This is a genomic window from Streptomyces sp. NPDC056061 (genome assembly GCF_042266885.1).
GTDB lineage: Bacteria > Actinomycetota > Actinomycetes > Streptomycetales > Streptomycetaceae > Streptomyces.
The window spans coordinates 14,841-33,144 of record NZ_JBHJWQ010000027.1; the positions used below are offsets into that span (position 1 = coordinate 14,841).

The 18,304-nt window shown below is 69.1% G+C and carries 15 protein-coding genes and 2 pseudogenes; 7 read left to right on the plus strand and 10 right to left on the minus strand.

Annotated features, from left to right (window positions below; genetic code table 11):
- Nucleotides 1-38: 38 nt before the first annotated feature.
- The 3 genes from ACFC79_RS29810 to ACFC79_RS29820 all read left to right on the plus strand — a co-directional run bounded on the left by ACFC79_RS29810 (nt 39) and on the right by ACFC79_RS29820 (nt 7,724).
- Nucleotides 39-1,307: a hypothetical protein gene (locus ACFC79_RS29810; RefSeq protein WP_376246378.1), complete on the plus strand. Its 1,269-nt coding sequence runs from the start codon at nt 39-41 to the stop codon at nt 1,305-1,307.
- Nucleotides 1,304-4,618 carry a hypothetical protein gene (locus tag ACFC79_RS29815; protein ID WP_376246381.1) on the plus strand — a complete coding sequence of 1,105 codons (3,315 nt, stop codon included), beginning with the start codon at nt 1,304-1,306 and terminating at the stop codon, nt 4,616-4,618. Before ACFC79_RS29810 ends, ACFC79_RS29815 begins: the two co-directional genes overlap by 4 nt.
- A 61-nt stretch (nt 4,619-4,679) precedes the next feature.
- A complete protein-coding gene (locus ACFC79_RS29820; protein ID WP_376246384.1) occupies nt 4,680-7,724 on the plus strand; it encodes an RNaseH domain-containing protein in 3,045 nt (1,014 codons plus the stop codon).
- Between the two features lie 110 nt (nt 7,725-7,834).
- Here ACFC79_RS29820 and ACFC79_RS29825 read toward each other — a convergent pair.
- The 9 genes and pseudogenes from ACFC79_RS29825 to ACFC79_RS29865 form a co-directional block, all read right to left on the minus strand.
- Nucleotides 7,835-8,183 (minus strand): annotated as a pseudogene (locus ACFC79_RS29825) (restriction endonuclease); the annotation flags it as partial.
- 279 nt (nt 8,184-8,462) lie between these two features.
- Nucleotides 8,463-9,359, minus strand: coding sequence for an HEXXH motif-containing putative peptide modification protein (locus tag ACFC79_RS29830; protein ID WP_376246620.1), 897 nt, complete (start codon nt 9,357-9,359; stop codon nt 8,463-8,465).
- A 108-nt stretch (nt 9,360-9,467) separates the two neighbouring features.
- Nucleotides 9,468-9,623, minus strand: a complete 156-nt coding sequence (locus ACFC79_RS29835; protein WP_376246386.1) for a hypothetical protein — start codon at nt 9,621-9,623, stop codon at nt 9,468-9,470.
- 96 nt (nt 9,624-9,719) lie between these two features.
- Complete coding sequence (locus tag ACFC79_RS29840; RefSeq protein WP_376246389.1) at nt 9,720-10,616, minus strand: protein kinase; 897 nt, start codon at nt 10,614-10,616, stop codon at nt 9,720-9,722.
- Nucleotides 10,617-10,630: 14 nt separating this feature from the next.
- A complete protein-coding gene (locus tag ACFC79_RS29845; protein ID WP_376246392.1) occupies nt 10,631-11,266 on the minus strand; it encodes a hypothetical protein in 636 nt (211 codons plus the stop codon).
- Nucleotides 11,267-11,270: 4 nt separating this feature from the next.
- Nucleotides 11,271-11,996, minus strand: coding sequence for a hypothetical protein (locus ACFC79_RS29850; protein ID WP_376246395.1), 726 nt, complete (start codon nt 11,994-11,996; stop codon nt 11,271-11,273).
- The gene (locus ACFC79_RS29855; protein WP_376246398.1) at nt 11,993-12,622 is read right to left on the minus strand and encodes a hypothetical protein; all 630 of its coding nucleotides are present in this window, start codon (nt 12,620-12,622) and stop codon (nt 11,993-11,995) included. The genes ACFC79_RS29850 and ACFC79_RS29855 overlap by 4 nt, the downstream gene beginning before the upstream one ends.
- Nucleotides 12,619-14,511: a radical SAM protein gene (locus tag ACFC79_RS29860; protein ID WP_376246401.1), complete on the minus strand. Its 1,893-nt coding sequence runs from the start codon at nt 14,509-14,511 to the stop codon at nt 12,619-12,621. Before ACFC79_RS29860 ends, ACFC79_RS29855 begins: the two co-directional genes overlap by 4 nt.
- A gap of 45 nt (nt 14,512-14,556) precedes the next feature.
- Nucleotides 14,557-14,991 carry an NUDIX domain-containing protein gene (locus ACFC79_RS29865; protein WP_376246404.1) on the minus strand — a complete coding sequence of 145 codons (435 nt, stop codon included), beginning with the start codon at nt 14,989-14,991 and terminating at the stop codon, nt 14,557-14,559.
- Nucleotides 14,992-15,295: 304 nt separating this feature from the next.
- On the opposite strand from ACFC79_RS29865, the gene ACFC79_RS29870 reads away from it, so the two are divergent.
- The 4 genes and pseudogenes from ACFC79_RS29870 (at nt 15,296) to ACFC79_RS29885 (ending at nt 17,366) form a co-directional block, all read left to right on the plus strand.
- The gene (locus tag ACFC79_RS29870; protein WP_376246406.1) at nt 15,296-16,153 is read left to right on the plus strand and encodes a helix-turn-helix domain-containing protein; all 858 of its coding nucleotides are present in this window, start codon (nt 15,296-15,298) and stop codon (nt 16,151-16,153) included.
- Nucleotides 16,150-16,386 carry a DUF397 domain-containing protein gene (locus ACFC79_RS29875; RefSeq protein WP_376246408.1) on the plus strand — a complete coding sequence of 79 codons (237 nt, stop codon included), beginning with the start codon at nt 16,150-16,152 and terminating at the stop codon, nt 16,384-16,386. Before ACFC79_RS29870 ends, ACFC79_RS29875 begins: the two co-directional genes overlap by 4 nt.
- A gap of 67 nt (nt 16,387-16,453) precedes the next feature.
- Nucleotides 16,454-16,657: pseudogene (locus ACFC79_RS29880) on the plus strand (HAD family hydrolase); the annotation flags it as partial.
- Between the two features lie 142 nt (nt 16,658-16,799).
- Complete coding sequence (locus tag ACFC79_RS29885) at nt 16,800-17,366, plus strand: hypothetical protein (RefSeq protein ID WP_376246411.1); 567 nt, start codon at nt 16,800-16,802, stop codon at nt 17,364-17,366.
- Between the two features lie 99 nt (nt 17,367-17,465).
- Here the strand turns inward: ACFC79_RS29885 and ACFC79_RS29890 are convergent, their stop codons facing one another.
- Complete coding sequence (locus ACFC79_RS29890) at nt 17,466-18,278, minus strand: hypothetical protein (protein ID WP_376246413.1); 813 nt, start codon at nt 18,276-18,278, stop codon at nt 17,466-17,468.
- Nucleotides 18,279-18,304 lie beyond the last annotated feature (26 nt).

The window sequence follows — 18,304 nt, forward strand, 5'->3', positions numbered from 1 at the left end:
TGACATCGTGACCGATCTGGAATGTAAAGTCACAGACCGTGACCGATGAGCGGGTTTCCCATGGGGAAAAGGAGCAGCGGGACCGACTGGTGGGCCCAGGGCTGGATGCAACACAGGCATTCGCCGTCTGCGGCGACGCGCTGACGAACCCCTCGCTGGACGGTGCCGCACGCCTTGAGCAGATCATCGATGCGCAGGCACTCCTCATGGCCGCCGCAGGGCCCGGTCATGGGGTGCGTTTCAGTGATCTGGTAGACCGGCTCAGCGGGGAGGAGGCCGGGACCCTGGACGGACTGATGCCCTCGTGGGCCTCGCCGCCCGGGCTGGACGCCCTGCGCTTCCTCGACCGGGACGGCTTCACCACCGAGGACGCCTACGACTACCGCTACGAGGTACTTCAGGTCATCCGGGCGGCACAGAAGGTGGGCAAATTCTACGGCCGCGTGACAGTCACGGCCCTGCAGGGCGAGTACAAGCAGGAGACCGTCTACGCGTCGCTGAAAGGTGCCTACTACGACGTGCACCGGGGAAACCTCGTCAAACACCCCGTGGTGACGGTCGACGCGCTGAAGAAGCTCAAACTTCCGCCGCCGGCCATGGACTACTTCGCGGACATCCCGAGCCATATGTCGTACCACGGCTACTGGTTCGCGTGTCCGGCGTGCAAGTGGCCCATGAAGGTGAGCGTGTCCGGGGAGCGGGGCAGGGCCGCGGGAAGCGTGGAGTGCCTGTACCCCTGGCATGCGGAGACCGGAGCGTCGTACATCTTCACCCCCACTGCCGGGCATGTGCCCGAACTCGACCAGGCGGTCGAGTACCGCACTCCGGATGCGCGGCACAGGGCCGTGTACACCGGGGCCGTCCCCGGTGTCCCTGAGGCTGTTCCTGTGGAGGGCTACAAGGCGCTGATGCGCGACGTGTGGCGCTACACCACGATTCCCGGGCTGCCGGAGGTACGCCTCTTCGATGTGCTACGCGAGCGTCTGGAGGGCACGGGGGTCCAGGTCGAGCTGTGGCCCGACAACGACGTCTACGACCTGCTGGTCGCGCGCGGGGAGGGCGCAGAACAACAGACTCTCTTCGCCGTGGACTTCAAGGACTACCGGTGGTCGAACCATCTGGTGAGCAAGTTGCGGGCGGACGGCGGTGACCGGGGAGGCGCCGGATGGATCGTCGTCCCCGACCACCGTGCGAGCCAGATCCCCCAGCTCACCGAGGAGTGCCGCCGACACGGGATGCGTGCCGCCACCGCGACGGACTTCCTTGAGCTGGTCGTGAACAGTGTCAGGAAAGGGGCTTCTCGGTGAGCAGCGACCTCAAGGCGGAGGAGGCGGGGCTGTTGGGCGCGCTGGCGCTGGCCGGCCACTTCTTCCCGCGCGTCATCGAGGACGGCCGGGTCATGGCGGCGTTCGAGAACGCCACGTATTTTGCACACCGCAAGCCGCAAGCATGGGACTTCTGGGCGAAGTGCACGATGCAGGAGCGACGCACCGTCTCCAGGGTAATGCGGCTGCTTCCGCCCGAGCTTGCCAACGTACGGAAGATGAAGACGGCCACACTGGCCTTTCTCGGTGTGATGGCCCTCGACGCGGACGGCGACGACGACAGATCTGGCGGCTCATTCTTGCTGCCCGGGAACGACCCGTATCGGGCAGAGGGAGTCATCCCACGCGTCGGCGGGGATCTTCTCGGCTTCGCCGCACGCACCACCGACCGGTTCTTCACCTTCGGCAAGCGGTCGAAGGCACTGCCGTTCGCAGGTCCCGGCCGCTACCGGACTCGTACCGCCTTTCTCGGTAAGGAGCACGGGACTACCAACCGGGAGATCGAGTTCGCCGCGACCCCACTGTTCACCGGGCCTGCGGGCCACGAGCAGCTACCGCACCTCACCACCCGCCCCCACCAAGACAGCATCCCCATCCCAGTCGATGAGCTGATGGAGGTCGCCAAGCTGCTCAAGGGGCGAGGCAAGAAGTTCCACTACCTGTACACGGTCCTGAAGAAGTTCTTGGCCTCGCTCAAGAGCCACGACGGGCCAGTAATCATCCTCGACCTCGCCTCCGGTCTCCTCCAGATCATCAACGCGCCCACCGGCAGTGGAAAGACGGTTCTCGTCCGCGCGATCGCCTCGTGGGCTGCCCTGCATGGAATCAAAGTAGCCATGGGGGTCACCGATGCCAAGGCGACTTTGGCGATGGCCTGGGACATCAATGGCGACCTAGCGCATCTTCACAAGCAGGGCCATCTTGCCGAGCCCGCCTCCTGTGTGCCGTTGATGTCTCCCTCCAGCCGCCACCAGCGCGCTCTCGACTACGCCTCCTACGTAGCGTCCGGGCTGATCACCTCATGGGGGCCCAAGCAGAAGGCCGACATCGGGCACCTGGCCTACAGCTGCGCGCAGCGTCCGTTGATGGACCCGCCCAACCTGTACAGGCCCGGTGAGGAGAACTGCCTCTCACTCAGTCGTCCCGGCGAAGACGACACCGCGTACGCCTGCCCGTTCATCCCGGTGTGTGGGAAGTTCACCCCGCTGTACATGGCTGCGGACGCGGCGGTCATCGTCACCAACCACGCCAACCTCCTGTCCGGCACGCTGCGTATCGGCGCGGTCCTGGACGGGGCCGAATGGCGCGGCAAGGCCCGGGCAACCCGTGGTCTGTCGGTCCTTGAGATGGTGCTGCGGGCCTGCGACCTGGTGGTCATCGACGAGGTGGATGCCTTCCAGAAGAACGTCATCGGGCGGTGCACCAGCGAGCTCACCCTCGCCTCTCGCAAGCGCGCGAGTGATCTGCGCGAGCTGGACCTGGACGCCAAGCGGCTGCCGAGCAACTACGAGCAAGGCCTGCTCTCGCCGGTCAGCCAGGCCCGTCTGATGTCTGAGCTGCTGTTGCTCTCCCTGGGCAACCGGCTGCGCATGAACCCGCGGGACGCCCGTGCCAATCCGGCGGGTGGCGGCGGTAACGACGGCTGGCGTCTGGCCCGCTCCCGCGACCGGGAACTGCTCCAGCTCCTGTTCCCCGACCAGGGTGTCGACGCGGAGATCAGCCGGGAGCAGCTGCGGCTGCTGGACGAGCTGATGCCCGTGCGCTGGCGTGACAATGAGCATAGGGACGGCACCGCCGAGTCCGCTCTGCCTGAAGGTGCCGACTGGCAGGCGGTGCACGATGCGCTGCACGCGCTGTCCGCGCCCCGTGGCGAGGATCATCTCCAGCTCGTTCAGCAGGAGCTGAACCGGCTACTGCGTCCCGCCATCCCCGACAGCAACCAGCGCGCTGCCGCGGTCAATCTGCTGGTGACTCGCGCGATTCTGAAGGAAATCGACGAGGCGCTGGCCTTCACCCGGCAGGCCGCGCAGAGCCTGCGACATCTGGATCTGGGATCCGTGCGCAGGATCCTTGACAGCATCAAGGACTCCCCGGTGGTGGGGCTGTATCCGCTGGCGATGCTCGGGCACACCATCAACGGCTACCAGGCCCGTGGCCTGGAGAAACAGGAGAGCGAGGCGGAGCTGCTGGTCCGCACTGTCGCCGGCGACCCGCACACCTTCACCTCCCAGCTCGGCGGCTTGACCGCGCTGATGACGGCCGGAGTGGAACGCCCGGTTCTCGGCTTGTCGGCGACCGCCTACTTCCCCCAGGCCGTACAGGAACACATCCATGCCCCGGTGAAATGGTGGATTCCCGACACCCGGCCGAAGTCCATCGTCACCGAACCATGCCCGGTCCGGTACACCGACGGTGACCGTGCCGGGGACCCGATCAGCATCGGCGGCCTGTACGCCGAGGCCAAACCCCAGGCCCTGCGCACCCTGGGCAAGAACCTCTACCAGCAGGTCCTCAGCGACCGGCTGGCACTGCTCGAGCAGACCGAACCGCAGCGGGCGCGGTGCATCCTGGCCGTCAACTCCTATGCGCAGGTCAGCTACCTGGCCGCCGGTCTGGCCCAGGCCGAAGGGCTGCGGCACCGGATCTGTGCCGTCGTGCGCGGGCGCAGGCCCGAGGACTACGAGCAGCACATCCCCTCGTTCGTACGGAAGATGGTGCGCGAGGAGTTGGAGACCTTCGCCAGCGAAGGCGAGATCCTGATCGTCCCGCTGGCGATCATCGCCCGCGGGCTCAACATCCTGGTCGAGACGCGTTCGGCCGTACGCGACATCTACCTGTGCACCCGGCCGGTCCTGAGTATCGAGGACATCGAGTGGATGCACGGCAGCATCAACGCGGCCGGCATCAATGCCCTGCCCGAAGGCGGCAGCAGCGACCCGGTCGCGGCCCTCCTGGAGGCCGAGACCGTCTCCCGGCAGCAGATCGTCCGTATCCTGCGGTCGCCCAGCCGGTTCACCAACATGGCCCACGAACTTCAGGAAGAGCTTGTGGCCGGCATGCTCATCGACCTCGTCCAGCTCGCGGGCCGGGCACGACGCGGTGACACCGACATGAACCTGTACATCGTCGACTACGCGCTGCACCGCACCGAGTTCAGCGCCGACCTGGCCAGCATTATCCGCCGTATTCACGGCAACTGGTCCGCCGAACAGCTGGCCTTCATGAACGAGCTTTACGGCGAGGCCCTGTCCTCCTTCCTTTCTTACGCGGGTATCAACCCCGACCGACCCTGACCAGCCGTCCGCTCCAGACCGCAAAAGCACGGGGCGGAGAAAGCACGAGGCACGCTCCCTCATGGCACCGCGCCCGGCACAACTGACCGCCCACACCCTGGCCTTTCACTGCACCGAGCAGACCTTGCACGACATGCACGCCTACGTGTGGGAGTTCGACGACGAAGCCCAGGACCACTGGCGCCGGCTTGGCGAAGCGGTCACGCAGACGAAGAAGAGTGCGCGGGAGCAGGGCCAGGAGGAAGACCACTTCCTCATCCCGTACTCCATCGTCACCACCGTGCTCAAGCAGCTCACCGGCGGCTACGTACATCTCGACAAGTATCTGCGCTACATGGTCACCCTGGATACGGTCGACGCCGACGACCTGGAGATGGTCTTCACCTACCTGGAAGGGTTCTGCCGCGACGTCCCGCTCGCCGACATCCCCTTCGCCGTCAAGTCCACCGTCGCGGCCAAGGTTGCCGCGACCAAACCGCAACGCCTACCGCTGAAGGACCACATCCCGCTGCAGGAGGGGCAGGAGGTCCCCGACCCGCCCAACTGGGCGTATGCGGCGATCAAGTGGCTGCTCGCCATCAAGCTCGCCGGGAAGGACTTCCTGGACTACCCGATGGAGCCGGTGAAGGAGACACGGCAGAAGAAGGACGGCACCCCGTATGAGCGCACCACCGGCTGGACGATGGGGGAAACTCCCGCGCGGGTGCGCTACCGGCCCATGAGTACTGGAGAACTCATCGCCTGGAACCACCCCATCGGTCCTGCCTTCGTCGGCCACGGCCACCCCATCAGCGCCGAGGGCCTCACCGCGGTCAGCCAGAACTGGCCTGTCGACGCGAGCCCGCGGGAGCTCGAGTACGCGCTGTCCTACCTCTCGACCAGGATGGTCACCTACCCGGCGTTCGCCCAGCCGGTGTTTCTCTTCGACGCCCACATGCGCCGGGTCAACAACACACTGATCTACTCCAGGACCGCCATGATCGACCAGGCCGACGACAAGCCGATCCTCAGCATCTCCTTGGACGGACGCGGGCTGCGCCGCGCCAACCGGCACGCCCTGGAGATCCTCGCCGTCCTGGAAGCCGACCACACCCCTCTCAGCGCCATCGAAAAGCGCGCTGACAGCGAGAAGAAGACCCTCAGCGACGCCAGGGAACGGGCACAGAAGCCGTCCTTCATGATGCCTGCGCCTGGCGTCGTCCGGCCTCTCGTCTCCAAGAAGCGCAGCTCCGCCGTCGGTGACGGAGCGGGCCTGCACCATCTACGCATGCTCCTGGACCACGTGCAGTGCGTCTTTCAGGACGCCGCCGAGCCCTTCGTCCTCACGTCCGACGGGAACGTCTTCTCCAAGCGCCTCTTTGAAAAGCCCGACGAGGCAGCTGAGTTGGCGAAGAAAGCCGCCAAGAGGCTAAAGAAGGAGAAGAAGGACGCGGCCGAATACAAGGCGCTGCCGTTCGTCGACATTTTCGGCCTCCCCTCCCCTCAGAGCGTACGCAACTCACTGAGCGCTGCCGGTTACGCCGGGGTACGGTTCGTGTGCCTGTGGTATCGGCAGCCGACCCGCATCCGGATGCTGCACGGCCTGGCCCACATGTACGGCCTGGACCCACATGCCCTCGACCCCGGATCCGCGGAGCCGATCGCGCTGGGCGAGGGCGCCGACGTGGTGTTCTACGAGGCGGACGCGTTCCTGCGGCACGGCGCCGACATCCACCGCGCCCACGAGCTGGAGAAGATCCACAGCAAGGTCACCAAGGACGGCTGGCTCCTTGCCACCTGGTGCGAGACCGAGATCCCCGAAGCCGCCTCCCACAGCGACGCGGCGATCGAGCGGAAGCAGACCTCCACGGCCGTCGCCCGTGAGCTGGCCACTGCGGACGCTAAGTTCCAGACCCGGCGTGCCCTCTCCACTCAGCGCTCACCCTCGCAGTACCTCGTCGGTGTCAAGCGCCGCTACAAGAAGAAGGAGCAGCGCCAGGACGGCGAGCCGGCCTACGAGCTCAAGCCCATCAACACGCCGAAGGTACCGTGGGAGGACCATCCGGTGTTCATGGGGCTGCTCGATCTGCACCGCTCCATCGGCGTCGTCGACGGCCGCTTCGAAGAGGCCCTCTACAGCCCACAGGACGCCCACCCGATCCCCCGCATGGCCTTCTGCGGCATCCACATCCGCAAACAGCAGGCCAACCGGCGCTTCCGCGGGCAGCCAAAGCGCATCATCACCGCGTCCTGCCTGATCCCCTCCCCCGCACCGGGAGGCACCTGGCGGCACATCGCCTGGACCAATCTCGACCCGGAGGGCCGCTGGAGGAACTACAACGAGGCTCAGAACCTCTTCCACGCTCACAACTACCCCCTCCACGCCCAAGACGGGGACAGCGACACCGAACGCTGGGCCCAAGCCGGCCGCGACGTCCGCGACGCCCTACGGAAACTCCCCAACCACCTCACGGGCCTGCCCTACGCCCTCATCGTCGACGGCCACGCCTGCCGCCGCGCCTGGCCCGGCCTGCACAACAACAAACAAGGAAGCAGCCAGCAGTCACCGGACGACCGCCTCTGGCTCCCCACCCAGGGTCTGGGAACCCACCCGGTCAGCATCATCCGCATGAACTGCTTCCAGGAAGAACTTCCGCGCCTGGCCTACGTCACCAAGAACGGCGAAAAGAAGCCGGTCAAGACCTCCAGCGACCTGTACTACCCGGAAGGACAGCCCGAGGGGCACTCGTGGTTTCTGTTCACCGAGCCTAGGAACTACGGCAAGAAGCGATACGGCCAGCACAAGACGCGCTGGCACGCCGAACCCGCCAAGAAGACCGGAGCCGACGGCGGGTTCGAGGAGAACGAGATGAACTCACCCTGGTACGCCATGACCACCCGGGAGATCAACCCCATGCACACCCAGAACGGCTACGACCGCGAAGCCCTCGCCATCGCCACGGCTCGCCTCAGCCACCACGCCCTCACCTGGTCCGACCGTACCCGCTACGCCGCACCCCTCCACGGCGCCCAACAGATGGATCTGGACCATCCTCAGTACCGCAGGTCCGCGCCCCTGGACGACCCCGAGCAGCAGCAGATCATCGCCGAAGCGAGCGACGGATAATGGGGCTGCGCTCGGTGGCAAGCTGCCGGGTGGTGCGCCAGCCGAAATCGGAAGGCACACGACCGTTCACTCACCGGCCCGCCCTGGCGCCTAATCAGGGAGGGTTTCCGTAGGCGGTCCCGCCTCGTGTAAAAGGCCCGCACGAGGCGGGCGCGGTTCTGGACGCACTGAGCGGTGCCCCTCGGCCGTACGGACAGGCGTCGGTCGGCTTCGAGGAGGACGACTTCGGCGAGGGCGCCGCAGCCGTCTCTCCTGGGCAGGGTGGCGGACGTCGGCGGCCACGGCGCGGGCGTGCCCGGTCAGTTGGAGGGCGATCTGCTCGTAGTCGCGGGAGTCGAGGTCGGGGTTGGTCCACGCGAGGGCGGCGGTGACGAGTGCTTCGTGCGGGGCGCGGTCCAGGGGGAGTTCGGCCTCGATAAGGCCGTGGGGGTCGTGGAGCACGGTGTGGGTGCCGCTCATCGGGCGCCCGCCGCGTCGTCGCGCCGTCGGCGCTGTCGTCCGGGGCCTGGGTGGTGTGGGCGAGGAAGCGTGCGTAGCCGCGATCGGCGCGTTCCAGCAGCGCCGGAGCAGGCTGGCCGAAGTCGGGGCGCTGGAGGCCGGGTCTTTCCGGATCGGGTCCGGCGGGTGTGGAGGCCCTCCTGGGGACCGCCTTCTGTTGCTGGGTAGCGGAGCTCCGGGTGCAGGGCCTGGCGCTGAGCGGAGTCGAGCAGGTCCTCAAAGCTGGGGTTGCCGTGCAGTTCACAGGGTGAGGGCCTTGTCATGAATGGTGCGCAGGCGCTGGCGCAGTGTGGGATCGGTGATCAGGGCAAGCGCGCGAGTGTGGTCCTCGGCAGTGGTGGTGAGAAGACGGCGCTGCTGTTCCAGGTAGGCGGCCAGGAGGTCCCGGGTGGGTCCGGCGGTGTCCGGGAGGATGCGGGCGGTGTAGATCATGGTGAGGGGGAAGGCCCAGCAGGCGTGGAGGAAGCCGAACGCCGGGCGCGACGTCTTTCTCCACGGGGAGTAGAACTCCGTCTCTTCGCTGATCTTGCAGGCGGTGGCGGTCAGGGCGTCGTTCAGCCAGTTGTGCCCGGCCTCGTGGACGAGGTCCCGGCCCAGTACGGCGGGGTCGCCGACGTGGTCGCAGAAGACGGTGCCCGGAAGCCGCGTGATGGACCAGCTGATGAGGGTGTCGCCGAGGCTCTTGCGGCACAACAGGCAGGCGACGACGGCGTGGTCAGCCAGAAGGCCGGCGAACCCGGCCCGGGCGCCCAGGGCGTACGCGACGGCCGCCAGTTCCTGCTGCTCCCTCACGGCAGCCGCCGTGTCGGGCCCCAGGAGGTAGTACGGGGTCTCCGAGAGCGGGGAGCGGAGCATGCCCTCCGGGCCCGGGGAGACCACGATGCGCGGCCCCACGACGGTGGGCGTGCTCAGCGCGGAGGCGTTGGCATCGGGGTAGGCCCGGTACCACTCGAAGGTGGCGGTGTCGCCGGCGCGCGCGGCGGTCTCGGCGCCTTCGAGGGCGTGGTGGGCCAGGCAGTAGACGGTGGCCGTACTGCGCGCGGGAGCGCTGCCGGCCTTCAGGACGGCGTGGATCCGGCTGGTGCGGTCCCGGTGCAGGTCCTGGACCGGGGCGAGGGCGAAGTCGATGGCGGGCATGAGCACGAAAGGGGGTCCTTCCGACGGGGCTGGGTCTGGGGCCGGACCCGACGGGTCCGGCCCCAGACGGTGCTCACCGGCAGTTCACCGCCGGCACGGTGGTGACGCTCAGGCGTCGGTGCCCGTGGCGGGCTCGGACGCCACGGTGGTCGTCCAGCCCTCGGCGGAGACGCTGGAGGTGTGCGCGGTGGCGCGGACGGTCTCGTCCTCGCCGCGCAGCTCGCCGACGGCGTCGAGGAACTCGTTGATCCGGGTCTCTTCCATGGTGCTCGTCCTTTCCTAACGCGGATAGTGGGCTGTGCACGTACGGGGCTCGGGGGCGCGGGGGCGATCGGGCGGCAGGCACCGGCTTCTCCGTTCTTAGGGGGTGGTGTCGGTGACCGCGCGGTGGGGCGCGGTGGTCGGTGTGGCCGCGTGCCGCAGGCCGTCGCGCAGTTCGCTCATATCGGGCCGGTCCTTCGGCTCGGGGGCGAGGGCCGCCAACAGCAGCGGGCGCAGGGCGGCAGGGGCGGTCTCCAGATGGGAGTGCCCGTGGCGGGGGATGTCGGCGCAGAGGTAGCGGTAGGTGAGGACCGCGAGGCTGAAGACGTCGGCGGCCGGGGTGGCCGTGCTGTAGGACGTCGCGTACTCGGGGGGCCAGTGGACTTCGGGGCCGCGGGCGGCGGGCCCGCGGGGGGTATCGAGGCGGCGGGCGGCGCCGAAATCGGTGATCAGGCCGCGGCCGTCGTGGAGGAGGACGTTCTCCTGGTAGACGTCGCGGTGCACGATGCCGCGCTCGTGCAGGGTGACCAGTCCCTCGGCGACGTCCGCCAGCACCCGCAGGCCGGCCGCCTGGCTCCCGCCGGCCTTGTTCAGGAGCGGTCGGAAGCTGCCGCCGGTGCAGTGGGGCATCGTGTACCAGTCGAACCGGTCGGTGCTGCCTTCCTCCAGCAGCGGCACAATGTGCGCCGCGCCGGTGGCGGTGTGCGCTACGGCGATCTCGTGCTGGAAGTCCTCGCGGGTCAGGGCGCGTTCGGCCTCGGTCATCTCCGCGTACCAGTAGAAGCCGTAGGCGGCCGGCCGGGTGCCCTCGTCGAGTTCGGCCAGGACGTGGTTGGATCCGAACCCGGCCTTGAGGACCACCGGGGCGGCGCCGTCGCGGTGGGCGAGGACCAGGGTGCTAGCGCGGGTGAAGGCGAGCAGGTCGTTCACGTTCCACCCGGCGTCGCTGAGCTGGTCGAGGACCCAGGCGGCGGGGTGCATCGGGTGCAGGCGCATGGCGGGGACGCTCCTCAGATTCGCACTGCGGGCTGGTTGGCTTCGCGCAGCCGTGCCAGGCACGCCGCGGTGAGCAGGTCGAGGTCGGTTTCGGTGGTGCACGGGTGGCGCAGTACGGGCAGGCCGGTGATGGCCGTCCAGGTGGTGGCGGCCTGTTCGTAGAGGTCGGCGAGGCGGACGGCGGTCGCAGGTTCCTCCGCGAACCGGCGCGTGGTCGGCCGGCGTGCCAGCCTGGCCTGGCACAGGTCGGGTGCGGTGGTCACCAGGACGGTGAGGTCTGCCCGGGCGGCGCGCACTTCGGCCAGCGGGCGCACGTAGTGCTCGATGGGCCGGTGGTGCAGCAGGGCGAGCAGGCAGGCGGTCGACAGGGTGAGCCGGTCGGCGACCAGCGGACCCTGGGCTAGCGCAGAAATGAGGTTGTGCCGGGCGTGGAGTTCGAGATCGCGGTAGGCGGCAGCCAGGGCGTGGTCGCTGGTGGCGGCGGGGTGGCCGGCCCGCAGGCCAATGAGGGTGCGGGTGGCCTTCAGGGACAGCCAGGAGAACTGGCCGATGTGGCCCAAGGCGATGCGTGCGCTGTGGGCGTCGGCGAGGAGGCGGTCGCGCAGCGTGCTCTTGCCCGCGCCTGCGATGCCTTCCAGGGCCAGTAACACGGGTTCAGTCCTTCTCGGCGATGAGCCAGCTGATGAACTTCGCGACCCGGCCGCTGGTCACCGGCTCGGTGCCGTGGGCGAGTTGCGATCCGTACAGCAGGGCGGTACCGAGCGCCGGGCTGACGCTCCACCGGGTGCGGGGCATCGCGGTGAACCAGTCGGCGGAGTGGTCGGCGCCATCGTGGGCGAGCCACATGCCACCGGCGTAGCCGTCGGCCGGGTCACGTTCCAGGCGGTTGTTCCACAGGCGGTCGCTGGAGGAGCTCTCGACGTAGAAGGCGCCGCCGGCTTCCGCCTCGCTGATGACCACGCTGATCCCGGCGATCTGCCGCGGCCAGGCGAGCGGGTCCGGGGCGATGCCGTCGAGGTGGCTGGTGATGTGCTGGTCGGGTCCGTACTCGACGTAGGTCCATGGCCGGCAGGTGGTGATGGAGGGCATGACGCGGGACAGCGCCGGGCGGGCCCGGTCGAAGGCGGCCTGGAGCAGGTCCTCGGCCTCGGTGGGGATCTTCGGTATCTCCACCCGCCCGGCCGGCTCGTACACGGCCATGGCCTGCTGAGGGGAGTGGCCGGGGATCTCGTGGATGGAGTGGGTGCGCTGCTCGCCGAAGCGGCCGCGCTCGTCGGAGGTGAGGACGGTGCGCATCACGAGGGCGAGCCGGTCGCGTTCCTCGGGGTTGAGGAAGTTCTCGATGCTGCCGGTGCTGACGGTCTCAGCGATGTGGATCACGTGGTGCTCCTCCTCGATTCGAGCACGCGGCGGACGTCGGCGAGGCCGGTGCAGTGGTTGAGCCAACTGGCCACGGGGTTGCGGGTGGTGGTCCCCGGGTCCGCCCACAGGGCCAGCAGTTCGCCCGTGAGCGGCAACGTGTCCGCTCCGGGCAGGGTGTGCGGCTGTGGGGCGGGGCTGGCGTCGAGCGCCGGGCAGGCGGCGTTGTGCTGGGCGGCGAAGACCCTGGCGATGCGGTCCGCCGCGGCGTTCCGGCAGTCCGTCACGAGCTGTGCGGCCGGTTCGCCGTGTCGGTAGGCGTGGTGTTCGGTCGTCGCCCATCCGCCGGCGACCGCTGCGGCGGCCGCGGTGATGCGGCAGGTTGCGCAGCAGCTCCCGGAGGGGATCGGGCAGGGCCGGTGGTGGGCGGGAAGAGCGGTCGCGACCTCGACGAGGGCGTTCCAGGCCGAGTCGGTGAGGACTTCGGCGGTCGAGCGCCGGCCGGGGGCCGCGCGGTGGTTGCAGCACGGCTGGCCGGGCTGGGGCGGTAAGTCGGGGCGCTGCTCGGGGGCGATGTGCAGGGCGTGGAAGTACACGATGCGTCCGAGGAGCTGGTGGATCGTCAGCGCGTCCGGGGTGGTGGTCACGTCAGTGCCTCGTGGGCCTCGGCCGCGACGGGCCGGGGTGTGGGGCAGGCGCATCCGTCGCCGGTGGGCCGCTCGTCGGTGAGCGCGCGGGCCAGGGCGTGCGTGGCGTTGTCGAGGGCCGCGAAGTACGCCGGCCAGTCGTGCCCGGGGGCGGGCAGGAGGATCAGGTCGAGGACCGGGACGGTGCGCCCGCTCTTCTCGCACTGGAGTTCCGCGCGCCCGACGGTCACCTGCACGGCTGGGGGCAGAGCGGGCGCGGCCGCGGTGGCCGTGCGGCACAGGGCCGCGGCGGCTTCGGCGTACTGCGTGCGGTCGCGCGGCAGGATGCCGATGCGCCGCTCGGCGGGCGCCAGGTCGAGGCCGCTGTAGGGGTGGCCCTGGCAGCTGTCGTAGGTGACGAGGCCCCACGTGTCGGTGACGGCGTCGGCCAGGGGGCGGATGCCGGGTTCGATCGCCGCGTGCCACTGAGGGTGGGCCGGGTCGAGGTCGTCGGCCTCGTGAATGCCGGGCCGGCCGACGGTGTTGATGTTGCCGTGCGCGCTGGTGTGTAGCCGCACTGGCGGGCGGGGCGCGTCCGGGCTGTTCCAGCGGGCGAGGAAGGAGTCGAGGTCGCGCATGCTGTTCGGCGTGCGGGGGCGCCAGCGGGTGGTGGTGCACCAGGCGCCGGCCGGGTGGGCGGGCTGCGCGAGGAGGGCGGCGATGCCGTCGATCATCCGCATCCGGTAGTCGCAGTAGGCGTCCTGGTCCCCGGCTTTGTCGTAGCGCCAGCGGGTGGCGATGCACCCTCCGCCGCACGAGGTGCGGTAGTCGCAGGTGGTGCACTGGTCCATCAGGTGCTTGCCCTGGTTCAGCAGGGGAAGGCGCCGTTGTGCGGCGATGATGCCCACCTGGTCGGCGGCCTGGTCGAGGCGGGTGAGCTGGGCCTGCGGCCAGGGCAGTTCGTCGCAGCTTCCGAGCCGGCCGTCCGGGTAGAGCGTGAAGACGTGGTCGCACTTGAGGTCGGAGAAGTGGCAGAAGCCCGATTCCAGCCCGCGCAGCCGCCGGATGGTGGAGACCGCCGGCTCCATCTTCAGGCGGGTGAAGTGCCCGGCCTGGATCCAGTGGGTGGTGGCGGAGAGCACGAACTCGGCGTACGCGTCCGGGCTGATCGCCCAGGCGGGCCCGCCCGCGGCGGTGACGGCCGCCTGCTGGAGCTGTCGGCTCGCCGGGACGCGGCGGCCGGAGGCGGCGGTGTGGCGCCGGACGGCGGTGTCGAAGCACGGCACGAAGCTGATCGCGTCGACGGCTCCGAAGTCGGCGAGATGGTCCAGGACGGCTTCGGCGCGGCCGAGGATGGCGGGGGTGACAGCCGCGATCACCCCGGCCCTGCGGCCGCGCTCGGCCAGGAGGCGCAGGGCCGCGACGACGCGGGGGTAGACGGGCTTGCCGTCGTACCCGACCCGCCACGCGTTGCCCTTCGCGTCCCCGTCCAGGGAGATCCCGATCTGCAGGCCGGGGTACTCCGCGTCGAAGAGGTCCAGCCACTTCGCATCCAGCAGCACGCCGTTGGTCTGCATCGAGACCCGCACCACGCTCGGCTGGGCGGCCAGCTCGCGCAGTACCTCGGCGACGTGCTCGCGGCCCGCCGTCAGCGGCTCGCCGCCGTGGAGTTCCACGGCGAGCGGTCGCCCCGCGAAGAGCTCGGCGAGCCGGCGCACCTGGCCGGCGTCGATCCGGGCGCCTCCCGGGGCCTCCTTGCGCTTCTCGTAGCAGTACAGGCAGTCGATGTCGCAGGTCTCACCGCGCAACTTCAGAATCACCGATACGGCGCTGGTGGCGTCCTCGGCATCCAGGCCGCGGTACAGCTGCTCGATCTCGATCGGTCCGTGCTGGTCGGTCGTGCGGTTCATCGGCTGCCTCCGGTGGCTGGGGTGGGGCCGTGATCCGAGCGGACCTCAGTCGTACAGGCGTCCCAGCAGGGCGCCCTGGCCGGACTGCAGCACGTGGGCGGCCTCCAGCGGGATCCAGAAGCACTCGAACCGTGTCGGTTCGCCGACCCCGTCGTGGTCCTCCTGGCTGGCCCACCGCTCCGGCGTGGGCTCGGTCAGCTCAAGGTGGAAGACGTGCCGGCGCTGGAGCTCGAACCGGTACGGGCTCATGTCGTACTCGGTCTCGCCGAGCTTTCGCACGATCTTGAAGTCGCTGAGGCCGGTCTCCTCCCCCGCTTCCCGAAGCGCCGCGGCCTCCGGCGTCTCCCCCGGGCGGATGCTGCCGGCCGGGACCTGGATGCCGACCTCCTCGTAGCTGTAGTCGGTGTGACGGAAGACCAGCAGCTTCCCGTCGCGCACGACGTAGCACAGCACCTTGTCCTTGACGGTCTTCTCGGGCACGGCAACTCCTAGGGGGGATGTCGGGTGCGGACACGTCACGGGCCCGCTGTCCTGGGTCACGGCCACATGGAAGGGAACAGTTAGCCGAAACCGGTCAAATGATGTTGTGTCCAGATTCTGGAGCCGCAGCGCCGCAAACGTGGCGTGATCGGGATATCACCGTCAGCAGCTCCGAGTCCGATAGTGACGCTCAGCTTCCCGTTCGACAAGTAGTCCTGGAGGAAAGCCTTTCCTTCAGGGGGAGTTGGCATATTCACGAACTGGAGCGGGCGCTACTCTGGCGCCGAAACGGAAGGGGGTGGGCATGCCGGTCGAACCGACGCCCAGACGCCGGCGCCTGGGCGCAGAGCTCCGGCGTATCCGCGAGGCGCTGGGATGGACGCAGGAAGAGGCGGCAAGCCGGCTCGGGTACAAGTCCTTCTCCACGGTCAGCAAGATCGAGAAGGGGGTTCAGGGCCTCAAGATCCAGCAGTTGCCGCACTTCTTCGAGGTGTACGCCATCACCGACCCCGGGCTACGGGAAGGGCTGCGAGATCTGGTCCGCAAGGCGGGCGACGCGGACTGGCAGCAGCGCTACGAAGGCGTCGTCGACGACCCCCTCGGCGACTATCTCTCCCTGGTGGAGAGCGCCAGCAGTCTGTTCGTGTTCAACCCGGCATCCATCCACGGGCTGCTGCAGACACCGCAGTACTCACGAGCCGTGGTTGAGGGAAGCCGGGCCTGGAAGACCCCAGAGGACATCGACAAGTTCGTGTCCATGCGCCAGGAACATCAGGCGAGCATGCTCGAGCGCGACCCGGCCCTCAAGATCTGGGCGGTCCTCCCCGAAGGACTGCTGCGCCAGGAAGTCGGCGGCCGGCCGACCATGCACGCCCAGATATGCCACCTGGCCGACCTTGCCCGCACCGTGCCCAGCATCACCATCCAGGTCCTGCCGCACAAGGCAGGCGCCCACGCCGGGATGGACGGCCCGTTCATGCTCATGTCCTTCCCCTACGGACGAGATCTCGTCTGCATCGAGTCCCTGCGCACCTCCCTCCACCTCAACGAACCCTCGGCGGTTGAGGTGTACCGCACCACCAGTGACCTGCTTAAATCTGACGCCCTCTCGCAGAAGGCGTCACTTTCCTTTCTCACCACCATTGCCAAGGATCTTGAATGAACAAGAACGAACTCGACTCCGCCTGGGTCGAGTCCCAGCTGCGTGACGCCCAGTGGCAGACCAGCAGCGAGAGCAGCGGCGGGACCAACTGCGTCCAGGTCGCCTTCCTCGACCAGGGCATCGTGGCGCTGCGCGACTCGAAAAATCCCCACCAGGCACCGCACCTGTTCACCGACTCCGAGTACGACGCCTTCGTCGGTGGCATCGTCCGCGGAGAGCTCCGCCGCGGCTGAACCCGTACTCCCTGAGCGTCGGCCGGTCCCCGTCCATGGGGCCGGCCATCTCCGTGAGAAGGGTTCTGAGGCCGGCGAGACGCCGGAGGCGATCGTTGCCCGCGACGCCGACAAGCTCGAATGCCTGGTTCAGGCGGTGGAGTACCGGGAGCAGGGCTACAGCCTCACCCAGAACTGGATCGACACCAGCCTCGCCTCGCTCAAGACGCCGTCCGCGAAGGCCCTCGCGGATGCCGCGCTGAGCATGGACTCGCTCCAGTGGCAGCGAACTTCCTGCCCTGACCAGCCGCCGTCGCCGGCGAGGCCCCCGGCATGCTGGGGCCTCTTGCCGTCCGGCCCGGTGCTGCTGCGTCCGGGTGAGCGAGTGGCCGTGACAGCGGACTCCGGGTGCGCGGCACCTTTAGCGTGCGGCCATGGAACATACCCCGATGCCCGAGCCGATGCGCCGCGCGGTCAACCAGATGGTGTACGAGGCTGTCGAGCGCTGCCAGGAGGTCATGAGCTACGCGGCCTCGGACGTCGCCCGGGACTGGAAGCGGATGACGCTGTACCGGTCCACCGACGCGGCCGACACCATGAACAGCGTGGCCATGCTGATCGCCGCGTACTGCCAGCAGAACGGCGTGGACCCGGAGACCCTGAACGGCTTCCTTCAACTCAGCCAGCAGCAGAGTCGAGCCGACGGTCCGCAGGAGGACGACCGGGCGCACCTGGCGGGCCTGCTCGGTCAGACGGCGCCCGCCGACGCCAGCGAGCTCGGGACGGTGCGGATGCTGTACGGCCGCGGGCAGCGCGAGGCGGAGGGCGCGCAGCAGCCCGAGGACAGCCCGGAGGTGCTGTTCACGATGGCGTGCCTGCACGGGCTGCGGGCCAAGCTGTGCGACGACCTCGGGTCGCTGGACCGGTTCCCGCCGGAGGTGGCCGCGATGGCCCGTCGGGTCGCGGACGCACTCGAAGTGCCGGAGCCGGCCACCGCGTGACGCTGGAGACGCGCGGTCGTTGGACAGCGTGAACCCATTCCGGGCCCCGGGGATGTCAAGGCTGATTCCCCCGGGGCCCGTGGCGTGTCCGGCGCTCGGTCAGCTCTGGGTGTCGTCCGGGTCGGTGAGCCAGGTGACGACGTCGGCGTCGGTCATCCAGATCGTCTGCGTCTCGTGAACCTCGCCGTGCTGGATGACGTGCCCGCGACCCCGGTGCCTGCTCGACTTCGGGGCCGGGCCGGCGAGCGGGGCGAGGCGCTGCCAGGTGGTGGTCGTGACCCGGGCCAGGATCACCGTGCCGAACATCTCGTGCGGCGCCGCCCCGAGGATGCTGGTGGAGGGCGTGCCGTCGAGGATGACGTGGACGCGGGCCGCGCGCCCGGTGTACAGCGCGGCCTCGAGGGCGGAGACGGCCGGGGACATGCGCGGGTCGTCCTTGCTGCGGAACGTCTCCCAGTAGCGGGTGAGCTGGCGCAGCGCACTGGGGGCGCTGTCCATGGAGACGATGAGCCGGGGCGCGGCGTCGAGCTCGGTGTCGGTGAGGGTGAGGCGGCGCGCCATCTCGTCTCCGAGGCCGACCAAGGCGTCGTGGATGCCGGCGACGTTCCCGCGGTGGGTCACGGTCGGCAGGCCCTTCGCCCACAAGTGGGAGATCCGCTTGGGGTCGAGGACCAGGGCGTGCGCGCCCTGGTGGAGAAACTGGGCGGTCAGGGAGCGCAGCAGGGTGGTGCTGCCGCCGCCGCTGGCGGTGCAGACCAGGACGTGCGGGCATTCGGCGTCCAGGTCGACGGCGATGGCGCGGCCGTCGGTGCTGATGCCGATGAGGGCGGTCCCTTCGGGCAGGGCCTCTATCTGCTCGCGCAGGTCGGGGGCGGAGAAGCTGAGCATCGTCGGGAGCGCGGTCTTCGTCATGGTGACGGTGTTCCTGTTCTGTGTGG